We start from the raw sequence: 13,618 nt of genomic DNA on the forward strand, positions 1-13,618 counted from the left end.
CACAGTCTCTCACCTGCTGCTACGTTCGGACGATGGTACCCACGACACCGGAGTCGCAGCCGCCGTCTTCCTCGGGTCCGCGCGGCGCGACATTGACCGGAGACGGCTGGACCGTGACCGTCGCGTCGGTGGGCGCGGAGTTGGTGTCCGTACGAACACCGTCCGGGCGAGAATTGTTGTGGGACGCGGGTCCGCAGTGGCGTCGGCACGCCCCGATCCTGTTCCCGTGCATCGGCCGATCGCCCGGTGATTCGGTCACCGTCGACGGGGTGGCGTATCCGATGCCGCAGCACGGGTTCGCCCGAGACATGGCATTCACACTCACCGCGTCGTCCGACGACACGTGCGAATTCGAGCTCGCCTCCGACGATCGCACTCGCCGTCATTACCCGTTCGATTTCGCGCTGCGGGTCCGTCACCGTGTGCGCGGCAGCGAACTGAGGTCCGACTACAGCATCGTCAACACCGGTTCGCGGATCATGCCCGCGTCCTTCGGGCTGCACACGGCGTTTCTGTGGCCCACCGAACCGGCTGCACGTGAAGCCAGCTCCGTCGTGTTCGCGGAGGCTCAGTCGGACCGTGTCCACCGCGTCGTCGACGGTGTCCCGCTGCCCGAGCCACAGCCGTCTCCGCTGTCGGGGCGAACCTTGGCCCTCTCCGACACACTGTTCGACGCAGGTGCCGTGGTGTTCGAGCGCGTCGCGGGGACCGAGGCCACATACAAGTCCGAAGCGACGGGAACGTTGACGCTGACGTGGGCCGGTTTCGAGCAATTCGCGGTGTGGTCTCCGCCGTCGCGTGCGGGTTTCGTGTGTCTGGAACCGTGGGCGGGGCTGCCCGCTCCGGAGACGTCGAACGGAGAGCTGGGCGCCGGACCGGCGACTCTGGTGATACCCCCGGGGCAGGAACGCGTGTTCTCCTGCACCGTCGACCTGGACGCGGAATAGTCGCGACAGACGAACAGTTGAAGCGACAATGAAGAAGATCGGGTTCCTTTCCTTCGGCCATTGGACGCCGTCGCCCCAGTCGCAGACACGCTCGGCCTCCGACGTTCTGCTGCAATCGATCGATTTGGCGGTCGCCGCCGAGGAGTTGGGTGCCGACGGGGCGTACTACCGCGTCCATCACTTCGCCAACCAGCTTTCGTCGCCGTTTCCGCTGCTCGCAGCCATCGGAGCGAAGACGAGCACCATCGAGATCGGCACCGGCGTCATCGACATGCGGTACGAGAACCCCTTCTACATGACCGAGGACGCAGGGTCTGCGGACCTGATCTCCGGAGGAAGACTGCAGCTCGGCATCAGCCGTGGATCGCCCGAGCAGGTCATCGAGGGGTACAAGTACTTCGGGTATTCCCCGAAGGAAGGATCCGATCATGCCGAGATGGCGCGCGAACACACCCGCGTCTTCCTCGACTTGCTGGAAGGTAAAGGGTTCGCGCAGCCGAATCCGCGGCCGATGTTCCCGAACCCCCCGGGGCTGCTGCGCCTCGAGCCGCATTCCGCGGGACTACGCGAGCGCATCTGGTGGGGTGCGGGCAATCGCGAGACTGCCGAGTGGACCGCACGGCAGGGTATGAACCTGATGAGCTCGACGCTACTCACCGAGGACACGGGCATTCCGTTCCATCGGTTGCAGGCCGAGCAGATCGAGCGGTTCCGCAAGACCTGGGCCGACGCCGGCCACTCGCATCAACCACGAGTTTCCGTCAGCCGCAGCATCTTTCCCATCGTCAGCGATCTCGACCGGGCTTACTTCGGACGTCAGGCCGACGGCCAGGATCAGGTCGGATACATCGACGGCGGCATCGCACGTTTCGGCAAGTCGTACGCAGGCGAGCCCGAGCAGCTGATCGAGGAGCTGGCGGGCGACGAGGCCATTGCGGCCGCCGACACCGTGTTGATCACCGTCCCCAACCAGCTGGGCGTGGACTACTGCGCACATGTCATGGAGGCTCTGCTCCGCGACGTCGCTCCCGCTCTGGGCTGGCGCTGACCGACGATGTTTGGGCCCCGGCCGGACCGGTTACTCGCGTAATCGGCTGCGGGGGCCCGGGCATTCGTATGCCCCCGAAATGAGCCAAACAATTTGAAATACAATTGATTTCGGCTCATTTTGCGGTTTCACGACACAGACGCGGTGTTGGCGTTACGTTTCAGGTGTGGCAGAGCGGGGGGCCAAGCCCCAGGTATCTTTTGTGCGAAGAACAGCGCTTCGCGCGGTTCGAATGCTGTTCAACCCGTTGAGACCGGACGACTATCTTGCGTTGATCAACCCGTTGTGGACGACGCGGGAACTGCGTGGGCAGGTAGTTCGCGTCGCGCCGGAGGGCTCGGAGGCGGTGTCCGTCTTCATTCGTCCCGGCTTCGAATGGGCTGGTCACGTGCCAGGACAGTACGTCCGGCTCGGTGTTCTCATCGACGGTCGTTACCACTGGCGGGCCTATTCCTTGACGTCCGACCCGGACCCTGTCGACGGCCTGGTCAGCGTAAGTCCCAAACTCGTGCCCGAGGGGACTGTGTCGCCGTACCTTGTCGGCACCATCCGCACAGGCGACATCGTTCGTCTCAGTGAGGTCGAAGGCGAGTTCACCCTCCCCGACCCGCTGCCGGAGAAGATGGTCTTCATCAGCGCGGGCAGCGGCATCACGCCGATCATCAGTATGCTGCGCAGCCTCGACCATCACGACCAGGTTCGAGACATCGTGGTGGTTCACTCGGTTCACACCCGCGAGCAGCTCATGTTCGCGGACACCCTCGACGAGCTGGAGGCCAAGCACAACGGCCTCGCCGTGAAGCTGCGCATCACCAGCGACGAAGGCCGCATGAAGGCGACCGAATTGGACGAACTCGTGCCCGACTGGCGAGAACGTGACGCATTCTGCTCCGGCCCGGGTGAGCATCTGGACGATCTGAAGTCCTACTGGAAAGACCAGGGCGATTACGACAGATTCCACCACGAGAGTTTCCAACCGGTCATCGGGGGGAACGCGGAGGAAGGTGAAGGCGGCGTGGTCGCGTTCACCAACAGCCAGAAGAAGGTCGAATGCGACGGTGGAACGACCATTCTCGCGGCCGGTGAGGACGCCGGTCTCGACCTCACCTTCGGGTGCAGGATCGGCATCTGCCACACCTGCGTGGGAACTCTGAAATCCGGACGGATACGGGACCTTCGAAACGGGGACGTCTCAGAACCGACCGGCCAAGCGGTACGCATCTGCGTGAACACAGCGGAAGGCGACATCGAAATCGAGCTTTGACATCTTCTGGGAGGACATAGATGACGATCGACGACGCAACCAGGACCGACCCGAGCAGGACCGAACCGGTCAATCCTCTGGCGCATCTGAGCGACGAGACCATAGCCGAGCTCGCCAAGGAGTTCGACGCCATTCACGACGAGGTGTACGCGAGCCTCGGCGCCAAGGACCGCAAATACATCACGTCCGTCATCGCAGCTCAACGGCAGTTGTTGGTTGCCGGCAGAGTTCTGCTTCTGGGCTCGACGAGCAAGCCCGCCTGGGTTGCAGGTACCGCGTGCCTCGGGATCGCGAAGATTCTCGAGAACATGGAGATCGGCCACAACGTCATGCACGGTCAGTGGGACTGGATGAACGATCCGGAGATCCATTCGTCCGTGTGGGACTGGGACACCGCGTCGACGGCCCAGTCGTGGAAGCACTCGCACAACTACGTCCATCACACGTACACGAACATCCGTGGCAAGGACAAGGATCTCGGTTACGAGATCATGCGCATCGACCCCAACCAGAAATGGCACCCCGTCTATCTCGCGCAGCCGTTCTACAACGTTCTGCTGATGGCGTTCTTCGAATGGGGAGTCGCGCTGCACGATCTGGACATCGAGGCGATCCGCCGGGGCGAGAAGCCCGTGAAGGAACTGGTCCGCGATCTCAAAGGAATTGCAGGAAAGGCACGCCGGCAGTTCGTCAAGGACTACGTGGGTTGGCCGACCATCAGTGCGGGCGCGTTCGCTCTGGCGCAGCTGGCGAGCGGCGGCCGCCTGCGTGAGAGCAAGAAGTCGAGGCTAGCAGCGAAACTGCGTGGCTCCAGCCGCTTCGGAAAGTCGAAGAGGACGACCGGTTTCCTCGACTCCCGGTTCAGCGGCGTCGAGAGCACGTTCCTGGCGACCCTGGCCGCGAACTTCACCGCCAACATCATCAGGAACGTGTGGTCGCACGGCATCATCTTCTGCGGTCACTTTCCGGATCAGGCCTACACCTTCAGCCAGGAGGAAGTAGAGAACGAGACACGGGGCGGGTGGTACGTCCGTCAGTTGGTCGGCGCCGCGAACATCGACGGCGGGCCGCTGTTCCACCTGATGAGTGGCAACCTGAGTTACCAGGTCGAGCACCATCTGTACCCGGACATGCCGAGCACCAGGTACTCCGAGGTGTCGCCCAAGATCAAGGACATCTGCGAGCGGTACCAGCTCCCGTACAACACCGGACCGCTCATCCAGCAGTGGACCATGGTGCATCGCACGATCGCGCGTCTCGCCTTACCGGGTGGCAAGGCTCGGCCGAAGCCCGGACCGTACCGACCGGAGGAAGCATGGCGCCGCAAGTTCGACGATGCTCCCTCCGAGAGCGAGGCCGCGCGGTCGCGTAGCCGCGTTCCCGCAGGCCATCCGGACGCAGGTCCGGAGCACTCGTCCGGTGGCGTCGACGTCGAGCCGCCGCCCCGCGGCGACGACTGACGGTCTCGGTTCACAGCACACCATGTCGGGCGTCCTCGGTTCATGGAACCGAGGACGCCCGACGTGTGTTCCGGCTGGGTGTGCTCAGGCCTCGTGGCGTGCGTACAGGGCCCGGGCGGCGGCGTCGAACTCGGCGGCACTCATCCGGCTGTCGACGGCTCGCTTGACCAGTTCGGCATGAGTCTCGCCCGCCAACCCCGTCAACGGCTGGTCCAGATCGAGGTTCGACGGGAACGCGTACCCCTCGGCCGACGCAGCGATGACGTTCTCCACGTCACGGGTGCGGCCGCTCTCGGTCCACTCGAGCAACGTCGGGTACAGAGCCGATCCGATGGCTTCACGGTCGACGCTGTCCAGTGCGCGGCCGAACGCCGAGGAGACCTGCAGCAGATTCGCCATGCGGTAGATGTCCGTCGACGTGTTGTGACCTGCCGCATGGAAGAGCGCCGGGTTGAAGAAGACGGCGTCGCCCTCCTCCAACGGAAGCTGAATGTAGTTCTCCGCGAAGTACTCCCGGAACTCGGGCAGGTTGAACGCGATGTACCCGGCCTCGAACTTCTGGGAGTAGGGAAGGTACATCGTCGGGCCGCTCTCGATCGGCATGTCGCAGTGAGCAACTGCACCTTGAAGGGTGAGGGCGGGCGACAGACGATGGACGTGCGCACGGAATTTCGCGGCGGTGTCCGTCGACATGAAGCCGAGGTGGTAGTCGCGATGCGGGTTCTGAGCCGCACCACCGGGATTGACAACGTTGATCGCCGAGGTGACCTGATACATCGGGCCGAGCCATGCCTCGGAGACGAGAGCGAGAATGTCGTTGGAGTAGTAGCGGGCGTAGAGCTCCGGCTGGACCAAGGCCAGCTTCTGCAGCGCAGACCAGATCCTGTCGTTGGCGCCCGGCTTGGCGAAGTGATCGCCACCGACGACGCCGGTTGCGTGCTGCTGCTCGATGATTCGCCGGTACTCCGCCGTCGTCTCCGCAAGCGCGTTCTCCGACGTGAACGCCTTCTTGAACACCACGATGCCCGGACCGTTCAGCAAAGCGTCGGCGAGCTCGTCCTGGATGTCCGAGCGGGCGTCCGCATCTGCGGCCTGCGCCGTCAGTGCGGCGGCGTCGTAGATCAGGACGTTCGACGCGACGTCGGCCGCATGGGGGTAGTCCGCCAGTTCGGTGGTCTGCGCGACGAGTTCACGAAATTGGTCGATGTTGCAGTCCGATTCGCTGAGCCTGTCGGTCCGCGGGGTCTGCCGGATGTCATTGGTCATGATGAGGTTCCTCGAAGTTCGGAGGGATCGTTCCTGGATGCAAGCTTGCCAAGACAGATGTGGCCGATCAACGAAAAAAACCATCAAGATCCCCTCGAGCAACGGACGCGTTTCTCGAGGGGAATTTGATGGATCGGCCCGTTGATCGAGACCTGCGTTCCCGGGGACGATGAGCAGATGATCTCCGATGAGCCGGTGAAGTCCACGGACAATGCGCCCCGAGTCCCCGCCGACATGATCGCCGCGTGCTGGACGTCCGCAGGCAACGTGCGTCCCGACGCCTCCCCCGCGGTGAGCCCGATTCCCATCTCCGAACGGATCGCCGCCGTCGCGTCCGCGGGTTTCGCCGGGATGGGCATCGTGGCGGCGGATCTGGCCGCGATCGAGTCCGGCGTCGGATTGCACACTCTCCGAGCGATGTTGGACGATTCGCCGCTGAAGTTCGTCGAGATCGAGTTGCTGGAGAAATGGTGGATTCCGCGAGGCGAGGACGGCAACACCTTCGCCGTCCGTGACTTGCTGTTCCGCGCATCCGACGTGCTCGGTCCGACTCACATCAAGATCGGATCGGAGAACGCAGAACCTCGCGACCTCGCTCCGTACACCGAACCACTGCTGGAACTCACTCGCCAGGCCGCAGAACACGGAACGCGGATCGCGATCGAACCGATGCCGTTCTCGATCGTCTCGACCATCCCTGCCGGGGCCGATCTCGCCCGATCCACCGGTCACCCCGATTGCGGGATCATCGTCGACGCGTGGCACGTGTTTCGGGCGGGCACGACGTTGGACGAGCTGCGCGACTCGCTGACGTCGGATGTCGTGTTCGGGATCGAACTGGACGACGCCGATGCAGAGGTGGTGGGTACGTTGCTGTCCGACACGATGGACAATCGTCGGCTCTGCGGCGACGGCACGTTCGATCTCACCGGACTGGTCGGGGTCCTGCGCGACATCGGCTACACCGGTACGTGGGGTACGGAGATCCTCTCGACCGAATTCCGTTCCACTCCCCTCGATCTCGCTCTGAAACGAGCGATCGACACCGCACGCGCCTTCGTCGAGTAGTCAGAACATGTTGAACGGGGTGAGCACGCGAATCGCCGACGACTTGGCGGACACCGGCGCCAGCGCGCCTTGCGCGTGCATCAGCATTCGGCATGCTCGATTCGCGTCCGCGCGCAGGTCGTGATCGAGCACGACGGTGATCCGATGCCGGTACAGCAATTCACGGTTGTCGGCGTCCAGGTCGTGGGCCACGAACACCGAACAGTCGCGGCCGAGCTTGTCGAACGCACGCACTATCGCGGAGTTCCCCCCGCCGCACGAGTAGACGGCGACGATGTTCGGGTTACGTTCCAGCGCATCGAGAACCAAAGTCTCGACGCGCGAATCGAGCCCGTCGTTCTCCGCGATCTCCACCACCGACCGCGGACGGTTGTCGCCGGTTCCGGAGATCCGGCGCATGGCGCTTCTGAATCCGATCTCTCGTTCTTCCTCACCGCGGTAGGAGTTGCTGCTCAGGGTGATCAGCACGTCGCCGGGGGTCTCGCCCAGCATTTTGGTGACCAAGTACGCGGCCGTCTCCCCCGCTGCACGATTGTCGATCCCGACGTAGCCGACCCGTCGGCTCCCCGGCACGTCGGTGACGTGGGTGACGACAGGTATTCCGGCTGCCACGACACGGTCGATCGCGTCGACGATCTCCGGAACGGCGGGAGCCTTCACGATGACTCCGTGGGACGACCCGGCAGCGATCCGGTCCAACCGCTCGACGAGCGAGCCGACGGATCCGTGCTCCTGCAAGTGGAATCGAGCTCGGACCAACGCAGGTTCGAGAGCCGGTAGTTCGGCCTCGATCGCGCGTTTGACGGCACCCGAGAATCGATTGGGAGCGGACATGACCACGTCGAACATGAACTTGCGTCCGGCGACTCGCAGCTGAGCTCGTTGATTGTCGAGGTCTGCGATGGCCTTCTCGACCGCGTCCTTGGTCGATTCACGAACGCCTGGACGCTTGTTCAACACTCGATCGACGGTGGCTTCGCTGAGTTCGGCCTGCTGGGCTATCTCGCGCACCCGGTATCGGTGGGGCATGGGTGCTCCTGATGGGATTTCGGCATCCGTACGGCGCGAAGGTCCATCACCGTACCCGCAGAGAATATCAGCGGCCGTGAACCGTTTTTCCTGAATCCAGCATCTCGAATGCGTCGAGGATCATGCGTCGGGCCACGTCGATCCTCCGCTCGTTACCGGCGAACCGATCGAGCAGTGCCCGCTGGAAGATTCCGTCGAGCAGGATGTACGCAGCCCCGCTGTCCAGCGCCGGCTCCGTTCCTCTGAGCGCGCAGAACCTGCTCACGACGCGCCAGATCATCTCCTCGCGTCGGCCCTCGATCTCGAGTACGTCGTCCCGGAACGAACTGTCGAACAGACTCTGATTGCGCAGGTCGTACCACAGTCGATGCACCAATGCGTCCGACTCCAGTGTGTCGAAATACATGGTGCGGAATCCGGTGAGCAGCTGTTCGTCGCTCTCGGCGGCCTCGACCACTTCGTCGTACCGGGTGACGCAGATGGCTTCGTACTGGCGCACGGCGTGCGTGATCAGGTCGAGTTTGTCCGAGAAGTAGTAGTGCAGCACGCCGTGCGAGTACTCGGAGTTGAGGGCGATCTCTCGCAGTGAGGTGCGCGCATATCCCAACTCGGCGAGGGTGTGCAACGTTGCTTGCGCCAGCTCGGTCCGCTTGGCCTCGAACTTGTTCTTGGCGCGCTCCTCGATGCGGCCACGTGCGTCGGCGGCCTCGTTCATCACCCAGCCCTCCCTTCGCGACGAACACCAGCAGGTTCCAACCCTGCGGCGTCATCGCAGTGTATTCCCGACGGCGTTCGAGTTTTCTGGGCACTTGTCCAAATTTTTCTTGACGTTCGTCCAAATATTGCCATAGTGTGACTCGTGACACACAACGGGCCCGGAGTTCTTCTTCCCGAACGCCCCGATCTCGATCCCACCGTGGCCGACTCCTGTGCGCTCGGCCGATGACGAGAGGACCTACTGCCATGCCAACCGACAAGCGTGTAGTCGTGTACGGAGCGTCCGGGTACACCGGCCGCCTGATCTGTGAGTATCTGCGCGAGTACAACATTCCGTTTCTCGCGGCAGGACGCGATCACGCGCGGGTCGAGGCCATCGTGGATGCCGTCCCCGGAATCGATACCGTCGAGCACGACATCGCGGAGGTCGAACATTCCAAAGATGCACTGGTGGAGGCTTTTCGCGGAGCCGAGGTAGTACTGAACACCGTAGGCCCGTTCTCCAGATGGGGTCACGCAGTGGTCGAGGCAAGCCTGGAGATCGGGGCTCATTACACGGACACCAACGGCGAACAGGACTGGATGATCGACGTCGAGAAAAAATACGGCGCGGCGTTCGCCGAACGAAACCTCGTTCTCACACCAGGATTGGCGCAGATGTACAGCATCGGCGAGATCGCGGCGAACATCTGCCTCGAGACACCGGGGCTGGACACGCTCGACATCCAGGTGTTCTGGAAGGGGCATCCCACCGTCGCATCGACCAACACGATCCTCACCAACGCCGCATTCTCCAAGGCGTACTTCCTCGAGCAGAACGAATACGTGGAATGGCCCGCCGAGGACGGTATCTACCAGGTGGTGGTCCCCGGGCAGCACGATCTCGGCCTTGCCTTGCCGTGGGGCGGAACGTCACATCCGGTGTGGTTCAAGAACGATCCCCGCGTAGCCAATGCACGCGCACTCGGCGGCGTCATCAATCGACCGCTCATGCTCGGGGTCCCCCAGATCATCGCTGCGGCGCTCGAGCAGATGGAAGGAAAGTCCGACGCCGAAAAGTACCAGATCATCGACACCATATCGGCGTCCGTACGTAGCGAGACTCCGCCGCGAGAGAATCCACGGATCAACACCTCGTTGGATTCGGTCTACGCATCCGGACCCCTCGGACGGGTGCACACCGTCATCCACGGCAACTGCAACTACAAGCAGACGGCGTTGCTCAACGCGTACGCAGCGTCGCATCTACTTCAGGCACCGCCCCGAGCAACGGGCTTCGCGTCGAGCTGCCAAGCGTTCGGCCACCGTGAACTCCTCGGCGTACTGCGCGCGTTCGGTCTGGTTCTCGATCCCATCGTCACCGCGCACAGCTAGGCCGGGACGATGCGATTGTCCGACTATCTCGACAAAGGGATGTCCCTCGGCCGTGATGCACCGTGTATGACGATGGGTGAGTACACGCGAAGCTACGGCGACGTCCACGACGACACCGTGGCCATCGCGGGGGCGCTTCAGCGTGCAGGTATCGAGACCGGCGACCGCGTTGCCGTGCTGTCGGCCAACGATCCGCGCGCGTTGACGTGCGTGTTCGGTATCTCCCGTGCTGGGGCGGTGTGGTGCCCGGTGAACCCGCGGAACGAGGCCGACGAGAACCGCCAACTCTTCGATCTGTTCGGGTGCAGGTTTCTCTTTTTTCAGAAGGCGTTCGCGGAACTGGTGACCGAGATCCGTGACCGGCTCCCCCTGCTCGAGTGGCTGGTGTGCCTCGACGGCGATGTTCCGGGTGCACTTGCGTACGACCGATGGCTCGCCGATCACGTGGCCGAACCCGACACCAGCCGTCGCCCCGCCGACGGTCTGTGCATGATCGCCGGTACGGGCGGAACTACCGGCAGGCCGAAGGGCGTTCGCCTCACCGAGGAGAACATGATGGTCTCCACGGCCACGGCTCTGATGAGTTACCCGTTCGGCGAGCGGCCGCAGTACCTCGCGCTGGCGCCGCTGACACACTCTGCCGGGGTACTGACTTTTCCCATCCTGAGCCTGGGCGGACACGTGGTGATCATGCCCGCGCCCGACGTCGGCCGGTTCCTGGAGCTTGTCGACGAGCATGGCATCACGCACGCCTTCCTACCTCCCACCGTCGTGTACGGATTGCTCGACCACCCAGCACTGGATTCGACGGACCTGTCGTCGTTGCGGTGCCTCTGGTACGGCGCCGCACCGATGTCGCCGACCCGGCTCGAGGAAGCACTGCGACGCATCGGCCCCGTCCTCGGGCAGTTGTTCGGGCAGACGGAGGCACCCAACATGATTGCCACGCTCGCGCCGGCCGACCATTTCCGAGACGACGGTTCGATCGCCACCGAGCGGCTCGCATCGGCCGGCCGGCCGACGCCGCTCACCACGGTCGCGATCATGAGCGAAGCCGGGCTCCTGCTCGGGCCGGGCGAGCGAGGTGAAATCGTCGTCCGGGGTCCACTGGTGATGGCGGGCTATCACGAGAATCCCGACGCGACAGCAGAAGTCGGTGCGTTCGGCTGGCACCACACGGGCGATATCGGGTACCTCGACGACGACAACTTTCTGTACATCGTCGATCGAGCGAAGGACATGATCATCTCCGGCGGTTTCAACGTGTACTCCGCCGAGGTCGAGCAGGCACTTCTCGCACATCCAGCGGTGAAGGAAAGCGCCGTTGTGGGGTTGCCCGACGACAAGTGGGGAGAACGTGTCTCGGCCGCTGTGCAGCTGAGACCGGATCGACAGGCATCCGAGACCGAACTGATCGCTTTCGTGAAGAAGCGCATCGGAAGCATGAAAGCCCCCAAACAGATAGAGATCTGGGACGACCTCCCCCGCTCCAAGGTGGGGAAGATCCTCAAGACCGAAGTACGCACCACGATGCAACTCCACTCGAACACGAAAGGAAACACACCATGACCGAACTCGAGGGCAAGCGCGTGTTCGTCACCGGATCCGGCGCCGGAATCGGAAAGGCCATCTCGGCACTGTTCGTGCGACGCGGAGCCCGAGTCGTGGTCAGCGACATCGACGAGGCGGCCGCCGCCCGAGCGGCCGAGGAGATCGGCGCGGCCGGGATCGCCAACTGCGACGTCACCGACGAGGAACAAGTGCAGGCAGCCGTCGGGCAGGCCGTGGAAATCCTCGGAGGTCTCGACGTTCTGGTCAACAACGCCGGTATCGAGATCTCGTCACCGCTTCTTCAGCAGTCGACCGAGAGCTTCGACAAGATCTACGCCGTCAACGTGCGCGGGCCGTTTCTGGCCATGAAAGCCGCAATCGGGCCGCTCGTGGAGTCTCGAGGGAACATCGTCAACATAAGCTCGGTCGCCGGCATCGGCGGAAGCCCGCTGCTCGGATCCTACTGCGCCACGAAAGCTGCACTGATCCAGTTGACGCGCGTCGCGGCTGTCGAGATGCGGCCGTCCGGCGTTCGAGTCAACGCGGTGTGCCCCGGGTTCGCGGACACTGCGATGGTGGACCGACTCGTTCCGGATTTCGAGGCGGCAACACAGGTTCCGTTCGGAGACCTGGTTGCCGCCAAGCAGGGCCGACTCGGCACTCCGGAAGACATCGCCGAAGTGGCCGCGTTCCTGGCGTCGGACCGCGCATCATGGGTCACCGGTAGCCACTACGTTCTCGACGGTGGTCTCACGGCATCCCTCGTGTAGCGCGCCGCTACCGGGTGCCGGCGGCAGCGAGGTCCGCGATGGCGTCGATGTTGGTGTTGTCGATGAACGACGGACCGGTCAGCACCGCCTGGCCTCCGCCGATCGTGTTCTTGTTGTTCAGGTACAGCCACAGCGAATCGATCGCGAGGTAACCCTGTAGGTACGGCTGCTGGTCGATGGCCCATTGGACGTCGCCGGACTTGATGGCATCGACCAACGCTGCATTGGTGTCGAAGGTGGAGACAGTCGCGCCGGACCCCGCCGCGGACACCGAATCCACTGCGGTCAGTGCGATCGGCGCTCCCAGCGTGACGATCGAATCGATGCTCGGATCCTGTTGCAGTTTCGCTTGGATCGTCGATTGCACGGACGGCAGGTCCTGTCCGTTGACGTTGAGGTTCTCGATCGTCCCACCGAATCCTTCGGCGATGCCTGCGCATCGCGCTTCGAGCTGAACGGCGCCTTGTTCCTGAATCACGCAGATGGCGTTGGTCGCGCCGTCCGCCTTCAATCGTTCGCCCGCGGCGATGCCCGCGATCCGCTCGTCCTGCCCGAAGTATCCCTGCAGTCCCATGTCTTTCCAGTTGTCGTAACCGGAATTGAAGGCAACCACGGGTAGCCCCTGGTCGATTGCGGACTCGACGTTGGTCTTCATCGCGTCCGGCTTGGCCAGTGTCACGGCGATCGCGTCCACGCCCGAATCGACCGCATTCTGAACGAGATTCGCTTGGCCCGGGGCGTCGACTTCGCCGTTGTAGCGCAGTTCGATGTTGTCCTTGGCGGCCGCGGCCTCGGCGCCCTTGCGGATCAGATCCCAGAAGGTGTCGCCCGGAGGCGCGTGGGTGATCATCGCAATCGTGGCCCTGGGCGTGTCCGCAGTCCCGCCCTCTGCAGACGGGCCGGTCGATTCCGGGGCTCCCCCGGTGCTGCTGCACGCAGTGAGCACCACGGCAAGAGCTATCGATGCGGCAAGTGCGGTCGGTGCGGTGCGCGCGGTGGACGCGGCCCTGCTGCGACGATTCGTGATCACGTGTTGTCTTCCTTCTTCGATTCGAGATGCGCCGGGTACGCGCGTTGAGATGCCAGCTAGACCGAACTATTTGACCGGTCTAAACAACGAGAAC

12 protein-coding genes are annotated in these 13,618 nt (G+C 63.5%); 8 read left to right on the forward strand and 4 right to left on the reverse strand.

The genetic code is table 11. The annotated features are described in order from the left end of the window. Positions 1-32 precede the first annotated feature (32 nt). The 4 genes from CH290_RS15300 (at position 33) to CH290_RS15315 (ending at position 4,719) form a co-directional block, all read left to right on the forward strand. Positions 33-947 (forward strand): aldose 1-epimerase family protein, encoded by a 915-nt coding sequence (locus CH290_RS15300; RefSeq protein WP_020111735.1) that lies wholly within the window; start codon positions 33-35, stop codon positions 945-947. Positions 948-975: 28 nt separating this feature from the next. Further along, positions 976-1,995 carry an LLM class flavin-dependent oxidoreductase gene (locus tag CH290_RS15305; RefSeq protein WP_019664835.1) on the forward strand — a complete coding sequence of 340 codons (1,020 nt, stop codon included), beginning with the start codon at positions 976-978 and terminating at the stop codon, positions 1,993-1,995. 166 nt (positions 1,996-2,161) lie between these two features. Then, positions 2,162-3,259 (forward strand): ferredoxin reductase, encoded by a 1,098-nt coding sequence (locus CH290_RS15310; protein ID WP_170947461.1) that lies wholly within the window; start codon positions 2,162-2,164, stop codon positions 3,257-3,259. A 20-nt stretch (positions 3,260-3,279) separates the two neighbouring features. Then, entirely contained in the window at positions 3,280-4,719 is a 1,440-nt protein-coding gene (locus CH290_RS15315; RefSeq protein ID WP_019664837.1) for a fatty acid desaturase family protein, read from the forward strand. Between the two features lie 84 nt (positions 4,720-4,803). On the opposite strand, the gene CH290_RS15320 is transcribed toward CH290_RS15315, so the two are convergent. Next, on the reverse strand, positions 4,804-5,985 hold the full coding sequence (locus CH290_RS15320; RefSeq protein WP_020111737.1) for a phytanoyl-CoA dioxygenase family protein: 1,182 nt from the start codon (positions 5,983-5,985) through the stop codon (positions 4,804-4,806). A gap of 177 nt (positions 5,986-6,162) precedes the next feature. Here CH290_RS15320 and CH290_RS15325 point away from each other — a divergent pair, with 177 nt between their 5' ends. Further along, positions 6,163-7,053: a sugar phosphate isomerase/epimerase family protein gene (locus tag CH290_RS15325; RefSeq protein WP_020111738.1), complete on the forward strand. Its 891-nt coding sequence runs from the start codon at positions 6,163-6,165 to the stop codon at positions 7,051-7,053. On the opposite strand, the gene CH290_RS15330 is transcribed toward CH290_RS15325, so the two are convergent. Next, complete coding sequence (locus CH290_RS15330) at positions 7,054-8,082, reverse strand: LacI family DNA-binding transcriptional regulator (RefSeq protein ID WP_026347749.1); 1,029 nt, start codon at positions 8,080-8,082, stop codon at positions 7,054-7,056. Between the two features lie 67 nt (positions 8,083-8,149). Next, positions 8,150-8,797 carry a TetR/AcrR family transcriptional regulator gene (locus CH290_RS15335; RefSeq protein WP_020111739.1) on the reverse strand — a complete coding sequence of 216 codons (648 nt, stop codon included), beginning with the start codon at positions 8,795-8,797 and terminating at the stop codon, positions 8,150-8,152. Between the two features lie 248 nt (positions 8,798-9,045). On the opposite strand from CH290_RS15335, the gene CH290_RS15340 reads away from it, so the two are divergent. The 3 genes from CH290_RS15340 to CH290_RS15350 are packed head-to-tail and all read left to right on the forward strand — an operon-like array spanning position 9,046 to position 12,494. Continuing rightward, positions 9,046-10,173, forward strand: a complete 1,128-nt coding sequence (locus tag CH290_RS15340) for a DUF5938 domain-containing protein (protein WP_020111740.1) — start codon at positions 9,046-9,048, stop codon at positions 10,171-10,173. A gap of 9 nt (positions 10,174-10,182) precedes the next feature. Next, on the forward strand, positions 10,183-11,742 hold the full coding sequence (locus CH290_RS15345; RefSeq protein ID WP_020111741.1) for an AMP-binding protein: 1,560 nt from the start codon (positions 10,183-10,185) through the stop codon (positions 11,740-11,742). Further along, on the forward strand, positions 11,739-12,494 hold the full coding sequence (locus tag CH290_RS15350) for an SDR family NAD(P)-dependent oxidoreductase (RefSeq protein ID WP_020111742.1): 756 nt from the start codon (positions 11,739-11,741) through the stop codon (positions 12,492-12,494). Before CH290_RS15345 ends, CH290_RS15350 begins: the two co-directional genes overlap by 4 nt. A gap of 7 nt (positions 12,495-12,501) precedes the next feature. On the opposite strand, the gene CH290_RS15355 is transcribed toward CH290_RS15350, so the two are convergent. Next, on the reverse strand, positions 12,502-13,524 hold the full coding sequence (locus CH290_RS15355; protein ID WP_020111743.1) for a substrate-binding domain-containing protein: 1,023 nt from the start codon (positions 13,522-13,524) through the stop codon (positions 12,502-12,504). Positions 13,525-13,618: the final 94 nt, after the last annotated feature.

Origin of the sequence: Rhodococcus sp. 06-156-4 (assembly GCF_002259345.1) — a bacterium.
Taxonomy (GTDB): Bacteria; Actinomycetota; Actinomycetes; order Mycobacteriales; family Mycobacteriaceae; genus Rhodococcoides; species Rhodococcoides fascians_E.